This is a genomic window from Nonomuraea sp. B5E05 (assembly GCF_039880665.1).
In the GTDB taxonomy this organism is placed as follows: Bacteria; Actinomycetota; Actinomycetes; order Streptosporangiales; family Streptosporangiaceae; genus Nonomuraea.
In genome coordinates, this window is sequence record NZ_JBDPMJ010000040.1 from 12,613 (window position 1) to 35,494 (window position 22,882).

Here is a 22,882-nt window from a genome sequence, read left to right on the forward strand (position 1 = left end):
TCAGCGTTCACTGAGCGGGTGGCTGCCCGTCATGGATCTTCACATGGAACGTGTCTCCAGGGAGCACCCTGCACCGCATCCCGAATACGCTCTGGGTTGAGCCGGCCGCGCAGTTCGCGCATTCCAGGAGCAACTTGACCGAGAAGTCGAAGTCGTCATCAGCCATGTATGTCCCGTCAGGCGTGTAGCTGTCGATGGTCATTATTCTCTCGACGTTCAGCAGCCCGCTCACTTCGATCCGGGCCTTGGCGGCGATGTCTCCGGTGGCTGTCGGCCCGTTCGTACCGACGGCGGCCGATCGGCCACGAGCCGGTGACCTTCATCCGGACGAGGTAGGCGTCCCCACGCGAGCGCAGTTCGACCGCGAGCGGGACCACCCGGGAGAGGGTGTCCTGCTTCACCACTCTGTCGGAGGCGGCGTGGCGGTGGGCCTGCTACGACCGTTGTATGGCTGTCAAAGGCGCAGCCCGAGGGGCGCCGCTGCCACGAGGCCGCCGTCGATGATGAGGTCTTGACCGGTGATGTACGACGCGTCGTCCGAGGCCAGGAAGGCGACGCTGGCGGCGACGTCGTCCGGGTGGCCGAGCGAGCCGAGCGGCACCTCCGCCGTGATACGGGTCTCCGCGTCGGGGTCGATGGCGGACCGGTACATCTCGGTCTCGATGTAGCCGGGGCTGACGGAGTTGACACGGATACCACGCGGCGCGAGCTCGGTGCCGAGTGTGCGGGCGAGATTGTGCACGGCGGCCTTGCTGGCGGCGTAGATCGAGGCTGCGGGCAGGGCGCGGTGCAGGGTCCAGGAGGCGTTGATGACGACCGCGCCTCCGTCGCCCATCAGTGGCAACGCCTTTTGGATCGTGAAGAACACTCCCTTGAAGTTGATTCCGATGGTGTGGTCGAAGTCCTTCGGGGTGAACTCTGGCCTGAAGTCCGCAATTCCGGCATTGGCGAAGACCGAGTGGAGAGCGCCGCGCCAGGTCTCGACACGCCGTACGAGGAGGTCGAGGTCGGTGTCAACGCTGACGTCCGCGCGGACGGGCAGGACCCGCTCTGAGCCCAGGCGTTCCGCCGCGGTGTCGAGGCGGGCCTGGTCACGGCCGGTGATGACGACGTACGCGCCCTCGTCGAGGAACCTGCGCGCGGTCGCGAACCCGATGCCGCTGGTGCCGCCGGTGATCAAAACCGTTTTGTTCGTGAATCGCTTCATGCCGCCGATCCTCGAACAGCGCGAGCCTACGCGGCAGTGTCGGCTGAACCTGGGTCTGACACCACCACCAAGCGCTCCAGCAAGGCCTCTGTTCCCGTCCCGGGTGCGGGAGTGTGCAGCCACAGGCGGTGGCCGGGCAGTTCGGGCAGCGGCAGGGTGGTGGCCTCGAAGGTCAGCGTCCCCAGGCCGGGAATCTCCAGGGCCTTGGTGCCGTGAGTGGGACCACCTACGGGGAGTTCCGCCCAGATTTCGGCGAAGGCGGGGCTCGCGGCGCACATGTCCGCGGCCAGGCGGCCGAATTCGGGATCGTCCGGGTAGCGGGCGGCGTCCGCCCGGAACAGGCCGACCATCGCTCGCGCCGCGTCATGCCAGTCCACGACCGCCGCACGGTAGCGGGCGTTGGTGAAGAAGCTGACCAGGCAGTTGTGGTCGTGCTCGTTGCACTGGAAGACGATCTCCGCCGCGAGGTTGATCGCGAGGACGTTCCAGTGCCGGTCGATGACGTACGCGGGCCGCGGCAGCCAGCCCTCCAGCAGTCGCCGCACGGCATCGGGGACCCGTCCTTCGGACGGTGCCGCCTGCGGCGGGTTGAGGCCGGCGAGGAGGTATAGGTGCTCGCGCTCTGCGGGCTCCAGGAGCAGCACCCTGGCGATGGCGTCCAGGACGTCAGCGGAGACGTTGATGTCGCGTCCCTGCTCGAGCCAGGTGTACCAGGACACTCCTACGCCGGCGAGCACCGCCACCTCCTCCCGCCGCAGCCCGGGCGTACGGCGGCCCTCGCCTGCCGGCATACCCACGTCAACGGGCGTCACCCGGGCTCGCCGCGACCGGAGGAATGCGCGCATCTCAGAACTGCGCCGCTGCCGCGCATCGGTGGAGAGTCGGGAACCGCCCATCACATCATGCTATGTCGTGATTAACAGACCGCGTCTGTACGGCGCGCTCACGCGTGTCGCTGCCCCAAGATGCTGCCGACCGGGCCGCCTCGTGTGCGAGCGCGGTGCTCAAGGCTTGATCGCGAGGCCACCGTAGGCCCAGGCGTGGCCGCCGGGAATCTGTTCCTGATATTCGACCGGGTCCGGCCGCCACGTCACCACCTCGACGAGGCCCGGGTCCACCAGGTCCCAGCCCTCGAAGAAGCGCAGCGTCTCGTCGTGGGTGCGCGGCACCATGGGAGCGGAGCTCTTGTCGTACGGCTTGGTGGCCTCCTCGCGGCTCAGGTGGTCGGCGAAATCGAGCGTGATGTGCGACAGCAGCAGGTGGCTGCCACTGGGCACCGCGGCCTTGAGCTGCTCGACCACTCCGTACGGGTTCTCCTCGTCGGTGATGAAGTGCAGGACCCCGGCCAGGATGACGGCCACGGGACGGGTGAAGTCGAGCACGTCCTGGACGGCGGGATCGGACAGGATCTTCTCCGGCTGCCGCAGGTCCGCCTCGATCATTGCGGTCGAACCTGCCGGGTCACCGGTCAGCAGGGCGCGGCCGTGCACCAGAACGATCGGGTCGTTGTCCACATAGGCCACACGGGCCTCGGGTACGGCCTGTTGGGCGATCGTGTGGGTGGGGTCCTGGGTCGGGATCCCGGTGCCGATGTCCAGAAACTGGGTGATGCCCGCCTCGGCTGCCAGATACCGCACGGCCCGGCCCACGAAGGCACGATGGGCGCGCACGCCCTCACGTGTGCCCGGCGACATCTCGATGAGCGCCTCGGCGGCCTTACGGTCGGAGGCGAAGTTGTCCTTGCCACCCAGTAAGTAGTCATATATCCGAGCGGGATGAGGAATGTGAGGATTGATCCTCGTAGCCGGGACGTCGGCGTACGCGGGGTCCAGCGGGTCCGTCTCTCTGTCGCTGTGCATCATCTTCTCTTCCTGGTGGATCGGCGATGACCGCCGGGCCTTACGGGGCCGGGGGTGGGCCTCGCCGAGGGCTTGCCTGCGTGCTTCTCACCGTGCTTTCACGGTGCTTCCTCACCGCCCGGTCCGGCGTTACGGCGTAGACCGCTCGGGAAGCCGCGTAGCCGGGCCGCCAGGTCGAGCGTCGGCGCGCATCCGGCGTGCGGTCGCACCCGCGCCGGGTGACGTTCGTACGCATGCGGTGACCGGAGGCTCCGGGCCAGGCTCGCGTGCTCAGGTCCGGATCTGCGAGGGTGACGGCCGCCGGGCCCCCGCGCCGGCCGTACTCCAGTAATCGCTCCCGGCTATCGCCCGCCCCCCTTATCGAGCCCGGATATGAAATGTCTTTCTACGGCCAAACTCGTGTCATGTCCATACATTCGGGGACTTTCGCTGGACAAAGGGTTCACGAGTGGCTGTGGAGTTTCCGTCACTCCTTGAGGCGGGGGTGGAGGAAGAGGGTGCCGAATGGGGGGACGGTCCCCGCGGACTGGTTTGCCCGCTCGAACACCCGGCGCTGAGCATGGCCCCGGCAAGTACGAGCATCAGCCCGGTGTTTCGGTGAGTGAACCCGCTCCAGGGGTGCCGATCAAGATCGAAACGCGGCATATCGGCAGGGTGGCGGCGTCCTTCCGGGACCGGTCCCGGCTCACCGCCCTCGGCTCTTGGGCCGGTGAGCGCAGTCCGGTCTGAGGGCCGAGGTCCGAAAGTTTCCCGATAGATGATCTTTCGCTCGCTTTTACGGATGGGTTGATGGGATGACCGCGACCATGATCCTGATCGCCGATCTGAGGAGTGACATGGGAGTCGAGCGAACGGATTCCGGCGTGTCGCGGCGCCAGGCGTTGCGCGCCTCACTGACCGCGGCCTCCGCCCTGGCGGCGACCCAGACGGTCGCGACACCGGCCCGGGCAGGTACGGAGGTGGCCCACGCGGGCGCGGACTCCGGGATCAGTGCGGTTGTCCCCGGTCCGCGTGGCCAGTTCGCCCGCAACGTGGAGGTCGTCGGCTACACCGACATGGATCATCGGCCGGCCTTCAAGCTCGCCATCCGCCGCGTGGGCGATCGGTGGTATCTCTACACCGGTCACTTCTGGCACTCGGGCTGGAGCGTCGTGGACGTCACCGATCTGCGGCGGCCGGAGGTGGTGGCGTTCGTGCCGGGGCCTGAGGACACCTGGACCCTGCAGGTCGATCTGCACGGCGACATCATGGTGACCGCACTGGAGCAGATCTTCCCCAATTTCGGCGGTGACCCGGAGGCCTCCTTCGAGGAGGGCATCTACATCTGACAGCGGGACGGCGAGAAGGGCACGCCCGCTCCCGAACTGCCGCACACACACGGCTTCTGCTGCGCGAACGGCACGGACGTGTCCCTGCACGGGCCCCCGTACGTCATCGGCGACCTGGCCTACCTGCCCTACGGCGCGGCCGGGCTGGTCGTGCTGGACATCTCTGACGTGACCGAGCCGAAGCCGGTCGGCGGGCTGAACTTCAGCCCGCCCTTCCACTCCCGTTTCGGTGTGCACGGCGTGCTCCCGATCCCGGACAGGAAGATCGCCTTCGCGAACTCCGAGGACGTCTCCTACGGCAAGGGCGCCGCCCCGCACGCCTCCATCGTGGATATCTCCGACCCGGCCAACCCCTGGCTGCTGTCCCTGCTGCCCACCCCAGAACCGCCACCCGGAGCGCCGTACGAGGACTTCTCCGGCAGGGGCGGCTGGAGCGGGCCGCACAACATCAACCACCACCAGCACCACCCTGACGTGCAGAAACAAAACGACCTGTTCTATGTCGCGCACTTCAACGCCGGGCTGCGGATCTATGACGTCTCCAACACACGCCTGCCGCGCGAGGTCGGCTACTTCGTGCCCCCAGACCCCGTCCGCAGGTACGGCCCGATGCCCGAGGGGGAGTTGGTGGCCCAGACGGAGGACGTCGTGGTGGACACCCGCGGCAACATCTACGTCTCCGACAAGAACCAGGGCATCTACATCCTGCGCTATACCGGCCGCGGCAAGGGCTGACGGAGCAGGCCGAGGAAGGGGCGGGCGAGCGGACCGGCTGCTTCGGGCTCGGTAGCGGCTCGGGGATCCATTCGCCCACGTACGTCTCGCGCCGGACGGTGGCGAGGAGCAGGGCCAGGCAGATACGACCGGCGACCGTGGCCAACCAGCCGCCGGGAATGCGATGACGTCCCGCTGCTGCCGGGACATGGCACACCAGCGGGCAGTTCGACAGGACAGCGAAGTGAACCTGTGAGGCTGGCCCGTCGCCCCACAGGTCGCCTCACCTTCCGAGATGTTGCGTTGGCGGATCAGCCGGCATGACCACATCCCTGATGTGGCTCGTCCAGATGCGGAGGAGCCTCGGGAGATGTCGGTTCAACCGCGGTTATCGGGCTCCTTCCGCGGATGAGGTGTTTCCGGCCTCTGGGCCGGCGGGGTCCCAGGTCACATGAGGCGAACCCGTCAGCGCAGTGGTGTCGAGGTACCTGGGCTCGAGGACGCGTTCGGTGAACTTCCAGCCATCCGGGGTGCGCTGGTAGCGGTCGTGGAACAGGCCGTACATGACGACCGACCTGCCGTCGCGCTGGCGACCGATCTCGAAGATGGATTCCCGGCCGGTCGCGGTGTCGCCATCGAGTTGGATCGTGCCCGGGTGCACGTTCTGCACCCAGAATTCCCATGCACCCTGCAGCCGTTCGATGCCGGCGCGGATCTCCCGCCGCCCGGTGAACTCGACGTTGGCGGGGGGGATCCGCCACACCGCGTCCTGGGTGAACAGCGACGCGAAACGGTCGTAGTCGCCGATCATTGCCGCGTCGACGTGTTCGCCCCGCAGCGCCTCGATCTCGACGCGGTCGGCGATAGTCTGCAGATCTCTCATCGGTTTCCTCTCTCCTGCGAACGTGATGGATGACGGCATCGGGCTCCTGCCGGAGGGTGCTGCAGGGTGCGTCCGCACCAGCAGCGCTTCACTGAACGTCTGGGCTGACACTGCCCACGACGACGTCGGGGCTGGCGAGCAGCCGCCGGATGTCGCGTCGCCTTCTGCGGCGCGGTCCATGGCGGCAGGCGCGGCTTGAGGGCCTGGTAGAGGTCGCTGGTGTTGATGTCCTTGTCGATGCCGGACAGGCGGAGAGTCTCGCTGGAAGCGGTCAGCACGCTGGCGCCGGTGGGGATCAGATCTTTGATGCGGGCGCGCGCGGCGGCGGCGTCGTCGTCGAGGATCCCGACGGTGAAACGGTCGGCTGTCAGCGCGGCGGCCGCCTTCTCCAGGCGCTCGGCGGAAGCCGGGGTGGTGAACTGTGTTGCCGGACACGGGGTGGTCTTGGTGTCTTGTAGGCGGGTGATGGTGTGCCGACGTAGCGGGAGCGATCGTCCATGGTGGCCTTCTTGCCGCAGTGGCGGTTACAGATCATCGACGAATGAGTCCGGCGCCTCGGGACGGCCGGCGAACGTGATGGGGCTCACACTGCAGTGGCGAGGCTTGCCGCCCGCGCCCCAGCCGCTGCCCATCGGCTGAAAGATCCGCGCCGACATCCACGGAGCCTTCCCCAGCCTGGCCTGTCCCCTCAGCTGCGGCGGCGTCTCAGCTCATTGCGTGAGGACCACCGTAAGTCGATGAGGTCGGTCCGGCGGCGGCTGAACCCCGACCAGCAGGCCCTGCTGGTGCTGGTCTACCTGCGTAAAGGCGAGACCTACACCGAACTCGGGGCCGGCTTCGGCGTCTCGACGGCGACTGCGTGGCGGTACGTGGAAGAGACGGTGAAGCTGTTGTCGGCGCGCTCAGCAAGGCACGGGCGAGGCGGCGGGTCATGCCGGAGATGGCGGCCCAGCGGATGATCGACTCGGAGACGGCGGGTCGCGTTCGTAATCAGGAGCCAGCCTGCGACAGGCAGTCAGCCACGCGAGCGTCCTCTCTACCACTCACCTGCGGGAGATGACGTTGAAGCCGCGCTGGTCAGCGGGCTTGCGTACGATCTCCAACGTGGTTCGCAGGGTGTCGCGGGCCCAGGCCACCAGGCGTCCGGCGGCGTTCAAGGGCGCCTTCCAGCGCATGGTGTCCATCTCATGCGGCCCTTGCCGGCCGGATCCATCAGGCTGCGCAAGCGGCTTAGCGAGAAGCCGCTCCCTTCAGGGAGCGGAGGGGTCACGGCAGGGCGTCAGAACTCCCAGGCGTCGTCGCGCAGGAGCACCACCTTCCCGCCGGGCCCCAGCCCGGTGACCGTGACGTCCGGGCCGCCGACCATGAAGTCGACGTGCACGCGCGAGGTGTTCACGCCCGCCGCGTCCAGCCGTGCGGGATCGTCCGTACGCAGGTGGGCGGGCGCGCCAGGAGGCAGCCCGGCGCCCCAGGCCAGGTGGCAGGTGGCGTTCTCGTCCAGAAGGGTCTCCAGGTAGGTGATGCCGCTTTCGCCCACCCGCGAGGAACGGTCGACCAGAGCGAGTTCGCCCAGCCGGGCCGCTCCCGCGTCGGTGGCCTGGTGCGCGCGAACGACGTCAGCTCCGGTGCTCGCCCTGACACCGGTCACGACGCCATCGGCGAAGGTCAGCTCCAGGTCGCGAATGACGGTGCCGTCGAGGGACAGCGGCCGGGTGGCGCGGACCGTGCCGTCGACGCGCCGGTAGTCGGGGGTGGTGAACACCTCCTCGGTCGGCAGGTTGGCCTGGAACGGGCGGCCCGTGACGTCCTCCAGGCGGGCGGCGGTCCAGTGGGCGTCCGGGAGCAGGCCGATGGTCAGGTCGGTGCCGGGGCCCTCGAACCGCACGGAGTCCAGGCGCATCTCGGTGAGCCGTCGAGCGCGATCGAGCAGTTCGGCGATGCGCTGCCGCCACGCCGCGCGCGGATCTGGCTCGTCGAGACGGAGGATGCGGCGCAGGTGCCGCCACAGCCTGGCCTGGTCGGGTTCGCCGAAGACGGCACGGGCCCACTCGGGGGTGGCGTAGGGGATGATCGTCCAGCGGACCAGGTTGTCGAGCTGGAGCCGCTGCCGTGAGGTCAGCGACGGCATGCGGTCCAGCCCGACGCGTGCCGGATCCAGCCCGGCCAGGAGGTCGGGGGCGGCGGCGCCGCGGATGTTGACGATGATGCCGCCGTGCCGTCCCAGCTCGTGGTTGCGGGCGTCGAGCCACGAGGGCACCTCGGCCAGGCTCGCGGTGTCGGCGTGCCGCAGGCGTGATCGTTTGGCGTGCGGGTCGAAGTACCAGATGTCGGCGTAGCGGGCGCCTCTGGCGTAGGCGGCCTCGGCCAGGGCGCGGGCGAGCGGGGCGTGCTCGATCTCGGCGTTGATCAGCACCCGGTCGTCCGCCAGCAGGGGCACGGCCACGTCGAACACGACGTCGGCATAGCCGGACAGATCAGTGGGGGGAATGGTCAAGGGGGGCTCCTTCGTGTTCGTTGTGACGCATAGGCAGGAACAGCAGCGCTCCGGCGGCGGACACGGCGCCCGCGAGGGCGAAGCCGCCGGCCAGGCCGAACCGGTCGGCGAGGGCGCCGAGGGCCAGGGCGGCGCTGAGGAATCCGACGTCGAAGAAGGCCGTCGTGGTGGCGACGGCGGATCCGCGTTCGCCGGCGGGCAGGCCGTGCACCGCCATCCTGAGGAAGGCGGGCAGCCCGAGGCCCTGCCCTGCGCCGATCAGCGCGATCGCGCACCATGTCCCGGCCGGCGAGGGCCAGGCGGCGAGCAGGATCGATCCCGTCCCGGTCAGCAGGAGGGAGGCGACGGCCAGGCGCGCCGGGGCGGCCGTGGCGAGCAGGCGATGTCCGGCCAGCCGGATGGCGACGAGGACGCCGCCGTAGACCAGGAAATGGAGGCCGCCGGAGCCGCCGCCGAGCGCGGCGAGGTGCAGCGGCAGGAAGGCGCTGATGGCGGTGTAGCCCCACACGGAGGCCAGGTAGCCGAAGCCGGGTCGCAGAGCGGACGTGTGGTAGAGCCGGGTCCGCCCGGTTCCCTGATCCGGGCTCGCGCTCTCCGTGTCCGGGCTCATGGTCTTCGGCAGGGTGAGGCCGAGCGCCGCCGACCCCAGCGCCGCGCCCGCGGCCGTGATCCAGACGGCGGCGAACCCGGACGCGGCGTACAGCGTCTCGGCGATGACGGGCCCCGTGAGCAGGCCGGCGTTGACGGCGACGGAGAAGTGGTTGATCGCCGCGCCGGGCCGCCGGTGGTCGCTGGCCAGAGTGGCGAGGCCGACGTAGGCCAGCGCCTCACCGACGCCGGCGACGCCCCGCAGGACGAAGAAGAGCGGTACCTGCCCGGCGGCGAGCAGCGCGAGGGACGTGCCGGACAGCAGCAGCGCGCCCGCGCACAGGGCCGTGCGGCGTCCGGCCCTGTCGGCCACCCGTCCGGCCAGCGGGCGGGCGAGCACCCCGGCCGCCGCGGTGACGGCCAGCGAGACGCCCACCATGCCCGCCTGCTGGCCCAGCGGGCCGGTGAGGTATCGCGGGATCGCCGGGATGAGCAGCCCGATCGACAGGAACGCTCCGGCCGCGCAGACGAACAGGCGGCCGGTCATCATTCGTCACGCAGTTCGAGCAGGAGCGCGGTCATGCTGACCTTGACGCCGTCGTGCGGCGGTCCGGCCTTGTCGTGCAGGAGCGCCACGGCCTGGTCGATCAGGCCGACGATCTCCTCCCAGACGGGCCTGGCCAGCCATACCTCGGCGTCCATGGACGTGCGCCGGCGATCAGTCTCAGCCAGGCGCCTGGCCAGGTCAGTGCTCAGCGCCTGGTGGAGGAGTTGCCGTCCTTCGGAGCGGTCGAGGCGCTCGCCGCTGGACGGGTCGTACCGGTAGCGCAGTCGCGGGCGGCCCTTGCCTGCCCGCGGCCGCTCGTCCGTCTGCTGGAGGAAGCCCGCTTTGGCCAACTGGCGCAGGTGGTAGCTGGCCGAGGCGTGCGCGATGCCGAGTTCGTCGGCGACCTCGGTGGCCGACATCGACGCGCCGGTGAGCAGTGACACGATGCGGATGCGCAGCGGGTTGGCCAGGGCGCGAAGGGGAACAAGGTCATCTCGACTTTCCAAAGACACCTTGGGATAATAAGTTATCCAACAACTGTTGGGAAAGAGGTGGCTCTGCGACGCGTCCTCAGGCCTGGACGGCGGTGTCGGACGATCGCGGTGTTCATCCCGGAGAGCGATGAGGAGGCGGCTGCGGCGTGGCGGGCCGAAGAGACCGCGACCTGGAACGAGCGACGTCCGTTGGGTTTCACGGATGCTGCTGACGATCCTTGGCGGATGCGGTGCGTGGCCGGCGGCGGGGCAGGCCTGCAGTGGTTACCTCGTGGAGCACGACGGGTTCAGGCTGCTCGTCGACCTTGGATACGCGACGGTGCCGCGGCTGCTGGAACGGGTCAGCGCCGATCAGATCGATGCGGTGTTCATCAGTCACGGACATCCCGACCACTGCGCCGATCTGAGCCCGCTGTTGCGGGCGCGCACAATGCGTGATGACCCGCCGGCGCCGTTGCCGGTGTACTCGCTGCCCGGCGCCCTTGATGCGGTGCTCGCGCTGGACCGCCCAGGGATGTTGACCGACGCCTATGTCCTGCACGAGTTCACCGTCGGCAGCAGATTCGACATCGGCCCGTTCCGCGCACAGACTCGTCTGCTGCCGCACTCCGTACCCAATGCCGGCATACGGCTGACAGCGGGCGGACGGGTGCTCGCGTACACGGGCGACAGCGGCCCGAGTCCCGACAAGGTGGAACTGGCGCGTGGCGCTGACCTGCTACTGGCCGAGGCTACCTATGTGAACCAGGTCCCGGAGGATTCCCGACGTTACCTGACAAGCGCCCGTCAGGCAGGCCGGCAAGCCCTGGAAGCCGATGCCCGGCACCTGTTACTGACGCACCTGCAGCCAGGCACGGACACCCCAGCCGCGCGAGCCGCCGCTGGCGCCAGATACGACGGTGAGATCGACATCGCCACGTCCGGTCTCATCTTCGACCTTTCGTGAGCCAAGGTTTCAGGGACGGCGAGGAGTTCTATAACGAGCACCGAGCCCGTCAAGGCCTTGCTGAGAGGGCTCCGGTGTACGCGATCAGGGCTTGACTCTGCCGGTCGCCCATGCCCAGGCCGCGATGGCGACGCGGTTTCTGGCGCCGGTCTTGCGCTGGATGGCCGCGATGTGGTTCTTCACCGTGCCCGGGGAGAGGAAGAGTTCCGCGGCGATCTCGGCGTTGGTCTTGCCGTGCGCAAGCAGTGCCACGATGTCGTCTTCCCGCTCGGTGAGGACGACGTTCGGCGTCTGGTGTGGCAGGCCGTGCCGGCGCAGCAGCCGGACGGTGAGTTGCGGGCTGATGAGCATGTCGCCGTTCATCGCGGCCCTGATGGCCTCGATGAGCAGAGTGGGGCCGGAGCGTTTGAGGATGAACCCGGCGGCGCCGTGCCGCAGTGCCGCGTGGACGTACTCGTCGAGACCGAAAGTGGTGACGATCACCACGTGGATGCCGGTGTCGGCAAGGGCACGAGCCACCTCGATGCCGTCGGCTCCGGGCATCCGGATGTCGGCGAGCACGACGTCGGGTTTGATCGCCTTGGCGGTGTCGATCGCGGTGCGGCCGTCGGCGGCCTCGGCCACGACGGTCATGTCGGGCTGGGCATCGAGGATCATGCGGAAGGCGCTTCGGATGCCTTCCTGATCGTCGGCGATGAGGATGCGGGTGGACACTCCGGCGATTGTGCCAGCGGCAGGTACGCGGTCAGCGACCACCCGTCCGGTACGGCCTGCGTGACCAGTTCCCCGCCCTGTTCCTCCACGAGTGCGGTCAGGCCGGGCAGGCCGGATCCGCCGCGCCGGCCGCTTCCCGCTCGGGTCACGCCGTCGTTGGTCATGGTGATCTTCAGGAGGCCGGTTCCGGTGCTGATGCCCAGGTCGACGCGGCCGGCCTGGGGAGCGTGCCGCCGGACGTTCGTGAGTCCTTCGATCACGATTCGGTAGGCCAGGGCCGCGGTCTCCGCCGGGACCGCCACCTGCGGGTCCATGCGCAGGCGGACCGGTGCGGGTCCGGCGGCGGAGAAACGTTCGGCTGCCTTGCGAATGCCGCTGAGGTCACCGGTGGAGGTGAGAGGCCGGTCGCGGTGGAGCATGTCCAGCGTACGGTCCAGCATCGACATGGCGCGCTGGCCTGCGGCTTCGACGCGTTCGAGCGCCTGTAGCGGATCGCCGGCGATCCTGCCCGCCTGGGCGTGCGCCACCATTTCGCTGATGTCGTGGGCGACGAAGTCGTGCAGGTCTCTGGCCAGCTGGAGTCGCAATGCGGTGCCCGTGCCGGCCACGGCGCGGGCCTGTCGTACATCGAGAAAACGCAGATAGCCGCCCACAGCGGCGGCCAGGAGCGCGCCCGATCCCCAGAACACGCACGCGCCCAGTCCTTCCAGCGGCGAGGCGGGGGTGAAAGAGCGCAGCAGCCAGGTGGCCGCGGCCAGGCTCGCCGCGGGCGCGGCCACCGCCGCCCGCCGTGCCGGTGCGTACCGGATGACCAGGCCGACCAGCGTCATGAGCGCCAGGCTCTCGATCATCCCCAATGCGGCGGCGCCCGGTGCGGACTGCGCCATGCCGATGACGTGAGCCAGCGTGACGGCCAGCGAGCCGACGGCCGCCACGCACGTCAGCGCGGGCAGATGCGACCTGAGCGATGACCGCCACAGCGCCGCCGCCGTCACTGCGACGGGAACCAGCAGCGATATTGACACGGCAATCCACATCAAGCTCACCGGACCGACGATACGACCACCCTGACATCCGGCCACGGGTGCCGTTCGGCACCTGTACCGGCGGCCGGAGGTGCCGTTCGGCATCTGGGCCGCTGGGCTCCACCCGGCGATGCTGATCAACATGACAACCATCACTTCTGCCTGGCGAGGCTATGCGACGGCACTGTGGGCGCTGGTCTATGGACTGCTCGGCTCGGCGTGGGCGCTCGGGCTGCCCGGCTTCCCCTGGGGTGCCTCCGACCCGGACCCGGACGGGGCACTGTCCATCCTGGCCGGCACGACACAACGTTTCGGCTGGTGGATCGCCGCCTTCAGCCTGCTCACCGCGGTGACCGCGTTGGCGCTCACGCGCAGGAGCGAGCGTCGAGCTCCGTTGTTTTTGGCCTGGCCGATCGCCGCGATCCTCGTCCTGGTGATTCCCGACTCGCGGCTGATGATGGGCGTCGCCTACACGCCGCTCCTGCTGGTGGCGCCGGTCTTCGGCTGGGGCCTGGGCGGCGCCACGTTCGCCGACGCCTGGCCATGGCCCGTCCGCAACCAGCTCGTCTGCGTGCTGGGCGGACTGCTGCTGGCCGCCGCGGCGCTGGCATATGGCCGTAGCCAGGCCCGCACGCGCTGGTTCACCCCGCAGCGGGGCCGCACGGCCGTGTACGTGGCCGTCGTCGTGCCTCTCGTGTACTGCGCCACCCGGTGGGCCTGGGCACTGGGCATCCCCCTCGGTGTGAGCCCGGAGTTCCTGGCCGAAGGTGAGGACGGCCTGTGGCTGGCGGGCGCCTATCTGGCGACCTTCGGCGCATTCGGCGGCGTACTCACCCTCGGGCTGACCCAGCGGTGGGGGGAGATCTTCCCGCGCTGGATTCCCGGCCTGCGCGGCAGGCGGGTACCGCCTCTGCCGGCGGTCATCCCGGCTGGATTCGTCTCGATCATCGTGACTGTGGCCGGGCTGACCTACATCCGGTGGACGATCGCCGGCCGGTTCGCCCTGTCCGAATGGGGTGCCTGGCTACCGGAGTGCTTCTGGCCGATTTGGGGCGCCGCGCTGGCCATCGCCACCGTCTCCTACCACCTGCGCCGCAAGGACGACGCCGGCCGGGGATAGCACCGCCGGCACGCCCGACAGCTCCAGGGCTGCTGGAACCTGGCCGAACACGCCGGGCTGGCCGGTCCGCAGATCGGGGTGTTCCTCGCCTACGCCACCACGCGCGGCCGAGCACTGCTGGACCGGCGGCTCTACCTGCCTGAGCACACCTGGTTGGCCGACCCCGTGAGCGCGGTCGAGGTCCCAGCGTGGACGGCGCGCGGATGCTGTCGAACAGCTTGTCCATGCCGCCGTGCCGCAGCGCCGGAGCCCGGCCAGCGTAGGAGATCAGATGCTCTTCATCGAAGATTGCGTGAGTGTTGCTCGCGGCGTGGAGAATCGCACTTACGAGGTGCCTTCCTGAACCGGCTGATTGAAGCGTGAAGAACTCCAATCATCCCAGGGCAGAGGGCACCTCGCCTCATTTCACAGCACATGCATCGGCTTTCAAGCCGTGGATTCAGGCTCAGGACCTTGGCGTGCGATTTCTTCCAGTGAGACTCCGTGCTATTGAATGTCTGTACTGCCTGGTCGTCATGGGGATCTGCGGTGGATGGCATGATGGAGCGCGACGATACGGCCCGGGAGTGGAACACTTGACAGTGGACTTTTCCGTGGTTGATGAAGTCTGCACCACGTTCACCACCCACGACGACATTGGGGTTGTCGTGTCGCTGATCGGCGCAGTCCCTCTCGCGGTGGACTACCGTTCGCCGGAGGCTCTCACCTCTGGGCCAGGCCATATGGATCCATAAGGGTGAGCGCGAGTATCGGCGCGGCACGGGCCGTATCATCCGGGCGATGGCGGGTCCGCGGCCCCTCCTCCTACAGGCGTTGCTGCAGGCGTTCGGTTGACGCACGGTCTGGGTGGACGCGGTTTTCGGCCCGGCCGGTGGCCGGCAGTGGCGAGACTGCCTATGTGGAGCAGAAACAGCCACGGGGGCGCCTCGAAGACTGAATGAGGCCGGGCGGAGCTATGGTGTTCCGCCCGGTCCCGGGGTTTGGTCAGGTGGGTTGGTTATGGGCAGTTGCCGATATCGCTTTCGGAGGAGGCCAGGACGACGTTGGTCTTGGCCAGGCCGAGGGCGTTGACGGTGATGTGGACGGCGTTGACGGTCAGGCCTGTGTCGGGGGTGGTGAAGGGGGTCTGCTCGTTGAGGACGAGCTTGACGACGCCGACGTTGACGGTGGTGTTGGGTTCGATCTTGGTAGGTTCTGCGATGACCACCGTGTTGCCGACCTTGAGGAAGGCGATCGTGGTGGTTCCACTGGATCCAGCGCAGGTGGTGGTGGAGCTGGATTTGATGGTCTTCACGGTGATCACGGGGATGCCGGTGATCCCGATGGTGGTGTCGTCGATGGAGGCGGTGGCCACGGATTTGCCGGGGAATGCGGTGGTGGCGACCTGGGCGCACAGGGCGTGCCCGGTGATCAGTCCGCTGAGGGTGGCGGTGCAGGGCACCGAGGTGGTTTCGGTTGAGGTGGTGGTGATGTGGCCGGTGTCGGGGGTGGGTGCGATGTTGACCAGTTGGATGCCGGCCAGAGAGGCGTCAGCGGTCAGGCCGTAGGCCCGTCCGGTGAGCTGCTGCGGCGTGACGGTGACTTCTTCGTCGCCGCACGGTGAGGTGACGGAGTTGTTGTGGGCGTCGCCGCTGTAGGTGGCGGTCCACCGGTAGGTGCCGGCCGCGCCGATGGTCACGTTGCCGGATGCGGCGGTGCCGGTGCCGGACACCGTCCCGGTACGAGTCTCGATCGGCTTCGCACAGTCGGTGTCACCGGGCGCGAACAGCTGGAACGTGACGGTGCCTGTCGGGTGGTACCCGCCGGACAGGGTCGCTGTATCGGAGACCTTCCCGCCCGCGGGCACCGTGTCCGATGGCGTCGTGGCGATCGATGGGGTCGCCTTCGGGACGTGTTCGGTGATCGTTTCAGTGAAGCCTGGTGACAGGGCGCCGTTGAGCAGGAAGTCCACCTTGCAGGTGATGGTGCTTCCCGGTACGGCTCCGGCGCCGACGGAGACGGTCTCAGTGAAGGCGGCATCATCGCCGCTGGTCACCGTCCGGCTGTCCGGGGTCAAGGACACCGACAGGTTCGGGTCGCAGTCGCGCAACTGGTGGGTGACCGTGACCGGCAGGTTGCTCAGGGCAGCCAGGATGGTGTCGCTGACCTCCGAGGAGTCGATGCCGGAGAACAGCTGTCCACCCGTGGCGTTGGTGATCGCGGTCGCTTGCCCGGTCGAGTCCATCCCGAACAGGTCGAACGCGAGCACGGTGATGTCGGCTGCCTGCAGGGCGCTGATCGCGTCCGCCAGCGTATGGCCGTTGCTGGGATCATGGCTGGGGGCGTCCCCGATCAGCAGCACGATCCGAGAGCTGTTCGGCCTGAAGTCGACAGCCCCGGACGCGACCTCGAACAGGCCGTTGATGCCGTCCTCGGGGAAGTCGCCGCCGCCCGACGCGACCAGCGAGTTGAGACCGTTGGTGACGTCGGTGTCGTTGGCGGTGAGGTCCTGCGCCACCCGGAACGACGTCGCGTCCGCCACGTCCTTATACTCGGCGACCGCGAACTGCGCGTCCGGCTGCGCCGAAGCTACGTTGGACAGGATCGCGTTCGCATTGGTCTGCACGTTCGAGATGACCCCGCCCATGCTCCCTGTCGTGTCGATCAGGAAGGTGATATCCGGTTTGGGCGGGATCGCCGGAGTGGAGACGGTCTTGGCGATCGTCGTCGATCCGCCCGGGTCCAGGTTCAGCGTCACGTCCGCCGGGGTGACCCCGGGCTCGGCGGACGCCGTCCCTACCCCGGCCACCAGCATTGCACCGGCCATCGCCACGCACACGGCAGCCTTTAATCGTCGCGTCATTCTCACGGTGTGATTCCTTCTGTGTGGCGTTATGCCATAACGAATTTGGGATCCTTGGCCGTGCAGAATTTCTATGATTACGCCATCCGGAACGCCCTCTCCCCACGTGTTGGCGCGACCGGATACGATGTCGCATTGGTTGACAACCTCGGTGACTTTTCAGCGCCGGCCGTTGGTCGACGAGGCGAGGTGTGGCCACGGTCATAGGGTGACTGGTCGGCGAATCGATGTAAATAGGACACTTGCGGAAAGTTCCCCGAGTGGCCGCAGTCGGCCACTCCTTGCCGATGGGAGACGCCCGCGAGAAGCGAGCTTTTCCAAGATCTTTTTGGGTGTGCCCGATGAAATGAGTGATTCTCAGATTATCGCCTTCAAAGGGCGGTGGTTTCCGGTCCTCCGGACCGTGTCCCGTTCGAAAATACGGTATCGTGCTCTGAACTGCGGTTTTTGCTGCATGAATCGGGGCAGCGGCTGCGACCATCGCGGGGTTTTGTCGCTGGTCTATCGGTTGGTGAGGTGCTTGTTCGGCTTGCCGGCGGTGCTGGTTCGCTCTGACCTGTCGGAGGATGTCGAGCTGCTGGTGCTCCGTCACGAGGATCAGGTGCACCGCCGTGACCCCGGTGGCCGGCCACGATGGGAGCCCGCCAACCGGGTCTTGCTGGCGGCGTTGTCCCAACTGATCAACCGCCCTCGGTGGGCGAAGGTGTTCCCCCGGAACCCAGCCGTCCGGCGACGCGGTACTGGTTCAGCTCCCGCATGACCACCCAATGGCGGCGTAACGTCGCCCTGTTCCTGACCGGGCAGACCATATCGTTGTTCGGCTCGATGATCGTGCAGTACGCGGTGATGTGGTGGGTGACGCTGCAGACCCGCTCCGGGCTGGCGGTGGCCCTCTACGCGGTGGCCGCGTTCCTGCCCCAGGGCCTGATGTCGATCTTCGGAGGCGTACTCGCCGACCGGATGAACCGCCGGGTCCTGGTGATGATCGCCGACGGCGCCATCGCCACGGCGACGCTGGCGCTCGCGCTGCTGATGGCCAGCGGCGTGAACGACCTGTGGATCGTCCTGCTGGCCGTGGCGGTCAGGTCGCTGGGCGCCGGGGTCCAGACCCCCGCCGTTCAGGCGATGATCCCGCAGATCGTGCCGGGTGAGCACCTGATGCGCGTCAACGGAATCTTCCAGACCATCCAGTCGGCGATGATGCTGATCGCCCCCGCCGCCGCGGGTGCGATCTTCGCCGTCTCCGGCCTCGTTCCCGTCTTCTTCCTGGACGTGGGCACGGCGGTGATCGGGATCGGGCTGCTGGCCCTGGTCACCGTCCCGACCCTGGATCGGGCGGCCGAGGCCCGCGCCTCCTACCGGCAGGACCTGTCGGAGGGGATGCGCTACATCCGCACCCAGCCGATCGTGCGCTGGCTGCTCGTCGTGTACGCGGTCATCTTCCTGCTCACCGTGGCGCCCTCGTTCGTCACGCCGCTGATGGTCGCGCGCACGTTCGGCAGTGAGGAGTGGATGCTGGCGGTGCTGGAGATCGCCTTCGGCCTGGGCATGCTGCTCGGCGGCGTCCTGATGTCCACGGTGCTGGCCAAGCGCAGCCGGATCGGGCTGATCCTCGTCGCCGTCTACGGTTTCGGGCTGGTGACCGTGGTGCTCGGGCTGAGTGGCAACCTGTGGGTCTTCTACGGCTTCATGTTCATGTTCGGACTGCTGGTGCCGCTGTTCTCGACGCCGTTCATGACGCTGATCCAGGAGACCGTCGAACCTGCCATGCACGGGCGCGTGTTCAGTTACGTCGGCATCGTGATGGCGCTGGCCACTCCGATCGGCATGGTCGTGTTCGGGCCACTGGCCGACGTGGTCAGCGTGCAGGTCCTGCTCATGGGTGCCGGGCTGGCCGCCATCGTCGTGATCGCGATTGCGGCCCGTGTGCCCTCCGGCCGGGCCACCATCGCCGCCGCCCGTGCCCACACCACGTCCCGCCCCGATGTCGACACTCTCCCTGGGGAGGAGACCGTCAACTGCCGGTGAGCACCGATCGAGCCGGCCCGCGCGGTGCCGCCGCGAGCGCTGGACATCCGGCTCGGCGGTCGAGGCACAGCGATCCCATCATTTTGAACGAACGTACAAGTTGTACTATGGTTCAAATATGTCGATGGAGAAAGACGTCTTGACGCATGCCGGGAGGCCACGTGCCGGGGTGCGGGAGTGGTTCGGCCTGGGGCTGCTGGCGCTGCCGACCGTGCTGCTGGGACTGGACGTCACGGTCCTGTACCTGGTGTCGCCGAGCATAGCCGCCGAGCTGAAGCCCACCCCGGCACAAACGTTGTGGATCATGGACGCCTACGGCTTCTTCATTGCTGGCTTCCTCATCACGATGGGAACGCTGGGAGATCGGATCGGCAGGCGGCGCCTGCTGATGATCGGCGTAGCAGCGTTCGCAGCCGTTTCGGTCGTCGCCGCATTCGCTCCGAATGCCGGCCTGCTGATCCTGTCGCGAGCGCTGCTCGGCATCGCCGGCGCCACGCTCATGCCCTCAACGCTGTCGCTGATCAGCAACATGTTCACCGACGTCCGCCAGCGGGCCGTGGCCATCGGCGTGTGGGCCACCATGTTCGCCCTCGGCATGGCCGCCGGTCCGATCGTGGGCGGTGCCCTGGTCGACCGATTCTGGTGGGGGGCGGCCTTCCTGCTCGCGGTGCCGGTGGCGATGATCGTCCTGGCCGGCGCGCGTACGCTGCTGCCCGAGTACGCGGCGCCCGGCGAAGGTCGGCTCGACCTCATCAGCGTCACCCTGTCGCTGGTCGCCATCCTGCCGGTGGTCTACGCCGTGAAGAACTTCGCCACGCACGGGGTCGACGTGTTGACGCTGCTGCTCCTGCTGATCGGCCTGGCAGCGGGGATCGCCTTCGTCCGCAGGCAACTCCGGCTCGCCTCCCCGCTGCTGGACGTGACGTTGTTCGCCGACCGTGCCTTCTCCGCCGCCCTGGCGGTCCTGCTGATCGGGCTCGTCGGCGTGGGAGGCACCATGTACCTCGTCACCCAGTTCCTGCAACTGGTCGAAGGGCTCTCACCGGCCGAGGCCGGCCTGTGGATGGGCCCGCCGGCGCTGGCGATGTTCGCCGCCGCCATCGGCGCCCCCATCGTGGCCGCGCGGATCCGGCCAGGGAAGGTCATGGCGGCGACCCAGGGGCTCTCCCTGATCGGATACGCACTCCTCGCCACGGCGGACACCGGCAGCGTGGTGAGCGTCGTGATCGGGTTCACGTTCGTCTACTTCGGCTTGGGGGCCATCGCCGCGCTGGGCACCGACATCGTCGTCGGGGCCGCCCCGGCCACGAAGTCCGGATCGGCGGCGGCGATGTCCGAAACCGTGCAGGAACTCGGGCTCGCCGTAGGGGTCGCCCTGCTCGGCAGCCTCACCACGGCCGTCTTCCGTTACCAGGTCCAGCCTCCATCGCAGCAGGTGGCGCCCGAAATCGCCGCCCGCGCCACCGCCAGCCTGGACGGAGCCGTGGCCGTCTCCGACCGGCTCCCACCAGGCACCGTCCAAGGCGCGCAGGAAGCGTTCATCACCGGGCTGAACGTCGCCTCCCTCACCGCAGGAGCCGCGATAGTGGCAGTGACCATGCTGTGCCTGCTCAGGCTGGGGCACATCCGCCCCATCGGGGAGACGACGCCGTGATCGTCTAACCTTGTGCGCAGGAGGGGGCATGGGCGACGACAGATCCACCGACGCACGCAGAGCCAGGGGGCAGAAGCGCCGCGCTGAGATCATCGAGGCGACCTTGGCCGTCGTCCAGCGTGACGGCGCGGCCGGCGTCACCCACCGCACCGTAGCCAAGGAAGCCGGCATACCCGTCAGCCTGAGCACCTATTACTTCGCCACCATCGACGACCTGCTGGTCGCCGCCCTGACCAGCATCGTCGAGATCTACACCGCGCGCATCCGCCACATCATCGACCACCGCGACGACAAACTTCGCGGCCTCGCCGAGCTCATCGCCGAATCCGCGGGCCCCGGACGTGACCGCGCCCTGGCCGAACGCGAACTGTCCACGCTCGCCGCCCGAAGACCCGCCCTGCGTCCCATCGCCCGGCGCTGGCGCGAGAGCGTCGCCGACCTCGCCCAGCACTGCACCGACGCCCCCGATGCCGTAACCGCACTCGTCGCGACCTCGGACGGTCTCTGTGCCGCCATCCTGATCGACAACGCACCCGCCGACCCCGACTATGTGCATGCCGTCCTGCAACAGGCACTCGGCGTCCAGTCCGAGGCCACCAGGCAGTGACCGGATCTCAACCCGTCTTATGGGTTTGTGGCCCAACGGATCTGCCGGCCCAGGCCGAGGATGAATCTGGTGAGGCCCCAGCGCCGCACGACCTCGTAGGTGATCAAACTCAGCGCGAACGATACGATCATGATCAGTACGTACGACAAGGGCCCGGCGTCGGCGTGCTGCAGAACGTAGAAGCCCGCGGCGACCAGGAACGTCTGGTGCAGGACGTACATGGGGAAGGCCGCCTCGTTGCAGTACGTCACGGCCTTGGACCCGCCGTTGAGGTGTCGCCTGCCGTACCCGAGCATGGACAGCAACGCCGTCCAGCAGGCAAGGTCGCGCACGGCCGTGGCCGGCAGGGTCTCCTGGCCGCCGAGCAGAAGAACCCCCGCAGCCCCGCCCACTGCCAGCGCCAGGAACATCGGCCGCCACCGCTCGACCATGTCCATGATCGAGTCGTCGGTGGCGACAAGGAAGCCCAGCATGAAGTAGGCCGCGGAGACGAAGATGTTCTTCCCGCCCACCTCCGGCAGGTACGACAGCGCGGTCAGCAGCGCGACGGGCAACAGGGCGGGCAGGGGCCGCCGCAACCACCTCGGCGTGTATCCCCGCCTGGCCAGAGCCAACATCGGCTGAACGAGGGCGGCCGAGATGAGGAAGAGGAACAGGATGAACCACAGGTGCGCCGGTGAGATCCCGCCCTCGTACTCTGACCAGTCGGAGAAGTCGGTGAAGTACCTCCACAGAAAGGCGGCGTAGGAGTCCTCGTAGCGGCCGATCTGGGGTCCGGGGCGGTCGGCCCGCTAATCGCGGATCCGGGTCAGAGCAGTCGCTGAGTCACGGATCACCAGCTCGGGTTCGGGGTCGGTGATGACACCGCCTGCGCTTGGCCGCCCCGCGATCAGGTCGTATAGCGCCTCGACGCCGGCCCGGCCGAGTTGGTACATGGGCATCCGGACTGCGGTGACGGCCGGGCGCAGGTGTTGCATCAGGTCGACGTCGTGGATGCCGACCACTGACAGCTGGTCGGGGATGGCGATGCCGAGGTCGCGTGCGGCGGCCAGGACCCCGACCGCGCTCATGATGTTGTTGACGACGATGGCGGTCGGCGCGGTTGCCGCCTGCATGGCCTGCCGGAGCCCGTCGGCGCCGGCCTGCTCACCGAACCCGGTGGCCAGGTGTGGAGCCGGTGTCAGGCCGGCGGCGTCCATCGCCTGCTGGTAGCCCAGGTAGCGCTGCTGGGAAAGGTATCCCGAACCCCCGACGAAGACGATGTGGCGGTGGCTGAGGTTGACCAGGAACCGCGTCGCGATCTCGCCCGCGCGGCGATCGTCTACGTCGATCCAGGGATGGTCCCGTGCATGTTCCAGGATGAGGATCGGCTTGGGGTGGGAGCGGAGTTCAGCCATCACATCGTCGTCCAGCAGCCCTTCGCCGCGGATCAAGATACCGTCGACCGTGCCCTGGCTGAGCAGCCGGGTCAGGAACTGGCTGCCGGAGCGCATCGTCTCGGCATCGCCCAGCAGGACCGTCGCGCCGTGCTCCGCCGCCGCCTCGTAGATCCCATGCCGCAGCGGTCCGTAAACCGGGTTGTCGATCTTGTTGAGGATCATCGCGATCATGTCGGTTTGGTTGAGCCGCAGCGAGCGCGCCGTCTGGTTCGGCTGGTAGCCCAATTGCTGCATCGCCTGGAGCACCCGGGTGCGGGTGGATTCCTTCATCCGGGTGTGGCTCGTGCCGTTGACCACCGCCGACACCACGGCGAGTGACACCCCAGCCGCCCGTGCGACGTCACGTTGCGTTGCCATGGTGGAAGCCTCCTCGGTTCTTGACGTAACGTCTCA

Annotated in this window: 21 protein-coding genes and 1 pseudogene; 8 read left to right on the top strand and 14 right to left on the bottom strand. The window is 68.2% G+C overall.

Translation table 11 applies throughout. From position 1 onward, the window contains the following. Positions 1 to 7 precede the first annotated feature (7 nt). The 4 genes from ABGB01_RS41685 to ABGB01_RS41700 all read right to left on the bottom strand — a co-directional run bounded on the left by ABGB01_RS41685 (position 8) and on the right by ABGB01_RS41700 (position 3,066). Positions 8 to 232, bottom strand: a complete 225-nt coding sequence (locus ABGB01_RS41685; protein ID WP_347779488.1) for a hypothetical protein — start codon at positions 230 to 232, stop codon at positions 8 to 10. 222 nt (positions 233 to 454) lie between these two features. After that, a complete protein-coding gene (locus ABGB01_RS41690) occupies positions 455 to 1,207 on the bottom strand; it encodes an SDR family oxidoreductase (RefSeq protein WP_347779489.1) in 753 nt (250 codons plus the stop codon). Positions 1,208 to 1,233: 26 nt separating this feature from the next. Next, positions 1,234 to 2,103, bottom strand: coding sequence for a helix-turn-helix transcriptional regulator (locus ABGB01_RS41695; RefSeq protein ID WP_347779490.1), 870 nt, complete (start codon positions 2,101 to 2,103; stop codon positions 1,234 to 1,236). Between the two features lie 108 nt (positions 2,104 to 2,211). Next, complete coding sequence (locus ABGB01_RS41700) at positions 2,212 to 3,066, bottom strand: SAM-dependent methyltransferase (protein WP_347779491.1); 855 nt, start codon at positions 3,064 to 3,066, stop codon at positions 2,212 to 2,214. A gap of 836 nt (positions 3,067 to 3,902) precedes the next feature. Here ABGB01_RS41700 and ABGB01_RS41705 point away from each other — a divergent pair. Continuing rightward, the gene (locus tag ABGB01_RS41705; protein WP_347779493.1) at positions 3,903 to 4,394 is read left to right on the top strand and encodes a hypothetical protein; all 492 of its coding nucleotides are present in this window, start codon (positions 3,903 to 3,905) and stop codon (positions 4,392 to 4,394) included. Between the two features lie 78 nt (positions 4,395 to 4,472). After that, complete coding sequence (locus ABGB01_RS41710) at positions 4,473 to 5,129, top strand: hypothetical protein (protein ID WP_347779495.1); 657 nt, start codon at positions 4,473 to 4,475, stop codon at positions 5,127 to 5,129. A gap of 367 nt (positions 5,130 to 5,496) precedes the next feature. Here the strand turns inward: ABGB01_RS41710 and ABGB01_RS41715 are convergent, their stop codons facing one another. Beyond that, a complete protein-coding gene (locus tag ABGB01_RS41715; RefSeq protein WP_347779497.1) occupies positions 5,497 to 5,991 on the bottom strand; it encodes a nuclear transport factor 2 family protein in 495 nt (164 codons plus the stop codon). A 725-nt stretch (positions 5,992 to 6,716) separates the two neighbouring features. Here ABGB01_RS41715 and ABGB01_RS41720 point away from each other — a divergent pair. After that, positions 6,717 to 6,896, top strand: a pseudogene (locus ABGB01_RS41720) (transposase family protein); the annotation flags it as partial. 138 nt (positions 6,897 to 7,034) lie between these two features. On the opposite strand, the gene ABGB01_RS41725 reads toward ABGB01_RS41720, so the two are convergent. From ABGB01_RS41725 to ABGB01_RS41740, 4 genes are all read right to left on the bottom strand, one after another. Continuing rightward, positions 7,035 to 7,175, bottom strand: coding sequence for a hypothetical protein (locus ABGB01_RS41725; protein ID WP_347779498.1), 141 nt, complete (start codon positions 7,173 to 7,175; stop codon positions 7,035 to 7,037). 95 nt (positions 7,176 to 7,270) lie between these two features. Then, positions 7,271 to 8,485 carry an aminopeptidase gene (locus ABGB01_RS41730; RefSeq protein ID WP_347779499.1) on the bottom strand — a complete coding sequence of 405 codons (1,215 nt, stop codon included), beginning with the start codon at positions 8,483 to 8,485 and terminating at the stop codon, positions 7,271 to 7,273. Continuing rightward, on the bottom strand, positions 8,466 to 9,620 hold the full coding sequence (locus ABGB01_RS41735) for an MFS transporter (protein WP_347779500.1): 1,155 nt from the start codon (positions 9,618 to 9,620) through the stop codon (positions 8,466 to 8,468). Before ABGB01_RS41735 ends, ABGB01_RS41730 begins: the two co-directional genes overlap by 20 nt. Next, positions 9,620 to 10,132 (bottom strand): helix-turn-helix domain-containing protein, encoded by a 513-nt coding sequence (locus tag ABGB01_RS41740; protein WP_347779502.1) that lies wholly within the window; start codon positions 10,130 to 10,132, stop codon positions 9,620 to 9,622. The genes ABGB01_RS41735 and ABGB01_RS41740 overlap by 1 nt, the downstream gene beginning before the upstream one ends. 184 nt (positions 10,133 to 10,316) lie before the next feature. Here ABGB01_RS41740 and ABGB01_RS41745 point away from each other — a divergent pair, with 184 nt between their 5' ends. Then, positions 10,317 to 11,060 carry an MBL fold metallo-hydrolase gene (locus tag ABGB01_RS41745; protein ID WP_347779503.1) on the top strand — a complete coding sequence of 248 codons (744 nt, stop codon included), beginning with the start codon at positions 10,317 to 10,319 and terminating at the stop codon, positions 11,058 to 11,060. An 84-nt stretch (positions 11,061 to 11,144) separates the two neighbouring features. Here ABGB01_RS41745 and ABGB01_RS41750 read toward each other — a convergent pair whose 3' ends face one another. Both ABGB01_RS41750 and ABGB01_RS41755 read right to left on the bottom strand, forming a co-directional pair. Continuing rightward, positions 11,145 to 11,774 carry a response regulator transcription factor gene (locus tag ABGB01_RS41750; protein ID WP_347779505.1) on the bottom strand — a complete coding sequence of 210 codons (630 nt, stop codon included), beginning with the start codon at positions 11,772 to 11,774 and terminating at the stop codon, positions 11,145 to 11,147. Next, positions 11,714 to 12,811, bottom strand: a complete 1,098-nt coding sequence (locus ABGB01_RS41755) for a histidine kinase (RefSeq protein WP_347779540.1) — start codon at positions 12,809 to 12,811, stop codon at positions 11,714 to 11,716. The genes ABGB01_RS41750 and ABGB01_RS41755 overlap by 61 nt, the downstream gene beginning before the upstream one ends. 130 nt (positions 12,812 to 12,941) lie before the next feature. On the opposite strand from ABGB01_RS41755, the gene ABGB01_RS41760 reads away from it, so the two are divergent. Then, on the top strand, positions 12,942 to 13,919 hold the full coding sequence (locus ABGB01_RS41760; RefSeq protein ID WP_347779507.1) for a hypothetical protein: 978 nt from the start codon (positions 12,942 to 12,944) through the stop codon (positions 13,917 to 13,919). 997 nt (positions 13,920 to 14,916) lie between these two features. Here ABGB01_RS41760 and ABGB01_RS41765 read toward each other — a convergent pair. Next, positions 14,917 to 16,761 carry a vWA domain-containing protein gene (locus tag ABGB01_RS41765; protein ID WP_347779541.1) on the bottom strand — a complete coding sequence of 615 codons (1,845 nt, stop codon included), beginning with the start codon at positions 16,759 to 16,761 and terminating at the stop codon, positions 14,917 to 14,919. Positions 16,762 to 17,517: 756 nt separating this feature from the next. Here ABGB01_RS41765 and ABGB01_RS41770 point away from each other — a divergent pair. The 3 genes from ABGB01_RS41770 (at position 17,518) to ABGB01_RS41780 (ending at position 21,050) form a co-directional block, all read left to right on the top strand. Continuing rightward, on the top strand, positions 17,518 to 18,789 hold the full coding sequence (locus tag ABGB01_RS41770; protein ID WP_347779509.1) for an MFS transporter: 1,272 nt from the start codon (positions 17,518 to 17,520) through the stop codon (positions 18,787 to 18,789). 118 nt (positions 18,790 to 18,907) lie between these two features. Continuing rightward, positions 18,908 to 20,443, top strand: coding sequence for an MFS transporter (locus ABGB01_RS41775; protein WP_347779511.1), 1,536 nt, complete (start codon positions 18,908 to 18,910; stop codon positions 20,441 to 20,443). A 28-nt stretch (positions 20,444 to 20,471) separates the two neighbouring features. Then, complete coding sequence (locus tag ABGB01_RS41780; protein WP_347779513.1) at positions 20,472 to 21,050, top strand: TetR family transcriptional regulator; 579 nt, start codon at positions 20,472 to 20,474, stop codon at positions 21,048 to 21,050. A gap of 17 nt (positions 21,051 to 21,067) precedes the next feature. On the opposite strand, the gene ABGB01_RS41785 is transcribed toward ABGB01_RS41780, so the two are convergent. Beyond that, positions 21,068 to 21,817, bottom strand: a complete 750-nt coding sequence (locus tag ABGB01_RS41785) for an acyltransferase family protein (protein WP_347779543.1) — start codon at positions 21,815 to 21,817, stop codon at positions 21,068 to 21,070. Between the two features lie 24 nt (positions 21,818 to 21,841). Further along, complete coding sequence (locus ABGB01_RS41790) at positions 21,842 to 22,846, bottom strand: LacI family DNA-binding transcriptional regulator (protein ID WP_347779515.1); 1,005 nt, start codon at positions 22,844 to 22,846, stop codon at positions 21,842 to 21,844. Positions 22,847 to 22,882 lie beyond the last annotated feature (36 nt).

Bases quoted from the DNA above. Each gene is read 5' to 3' on its own strand.
- ABGB01_RS41745 (WP_347779503.1), top strand. From the start codon at position 10,317: ATGCTGCTGACGATCCTTGGCGGATGCGGTGCGTGGCCGGCGGCGGGG.
- ABGB01_RS41765 (WP_347779541.1), bottom strand. From the start codon at position 16,761: ATGACGCGACGATTAAAGGCTGCCGTGTGCGTGGCGATGGCCGGTGCA.
- ABGB01_RS41715 (WP_347779497.1), bottom strand. From the start codon at position 5,991: ATGAGAGATCTGCAGACTATCGCCGACCGCGTCGAGATCGAGGCGCTG.
- ABGB01_RS41695 (WP_347779490.1), bottom strand. From the start codon at position 2,103: ATGGGCGGTTCCCGACTCTCCACCGATGCGCGGCAGCGGCGCAGTTCT.
- ABGB01_RS41735 (WP_347779500.1), bottom strand. From the start codon at position 9,620: ATGACCGGCCGCCTGTTCGTCTGCGCGGCCGGAGCGTTCCTGTCGATC.
- ABGB01_RS41780 (WP_347779513.1), top strand. From the start codon at position 20,472: ATGGGCGACGACAGATCCACCGACGCACGCAGAGCCAGGGGGCAGAAG.
- ABGB01_RS41725 (WP_347779498.1), bottom strand. From the start codon at position 7,175: ATGGACACCATGCGCTGGAAGGCGCCCTTGAACGCCGCCGGACGCCTG.
- ABGB01_RS41775 (WP_347779511.1), top strand. From the start codon at position 18,908: ATGTCGATGGAGAAAGACGTCTTGACGCATGCCGGGAGGCCACGTGCC.
- ABGB01_RS41705 (WP_347779493.1), top strand. From the start codon at position 3,903: ATGGGAGTCGAGCGAACGGATTCCGGCGTGTCGCGGCGCCAGGCGTTG.
- ABGB01_RS41690 (WP_347779489.1), bottom strand. From the start codon at position 1,207: ATGAAGCGATTCACGAACAAAACGGTTTTGATCACCGGCGGCACCAGC.
- ABGB01_RS41755 (WP_347779540.1), bottom strand. From the start codon at position 12,811: ATGTGGATTGCCGTGTCAATATCGCTGCTGGTTCCCGTCGCAGTGACG.
- ABGB01_RS41700 (WP_347779491.1), bottom strand. From the start codon at position 3,066: ATGCACAGCGACAGAGAGACGGACCCGCTGGACCCCGCGTACGCCGAC.
- ABGB01_RS41790 (WP_347779515.1), bottom strand. From the start codon at position 22,846: ATGGCAACGCAACGTGACGTCGCACGGGCGGCTGGGGTGTCACTCGCC.
- ABGB01_RS41770 (WP_347779509.1), top strand. From the start codon at position 17,518: ATGACCACCCAATGGCGGCGTAACGTCGCCCTGTTCCTGACCGGGCAG.
- ABGB01_RS41760 (WP_347779507.1), top strand. From the start codon at position 12,942: ATGACAACCATCACTTCTGCCTGGCGAGGCTATGCGACGGCACTGTGG.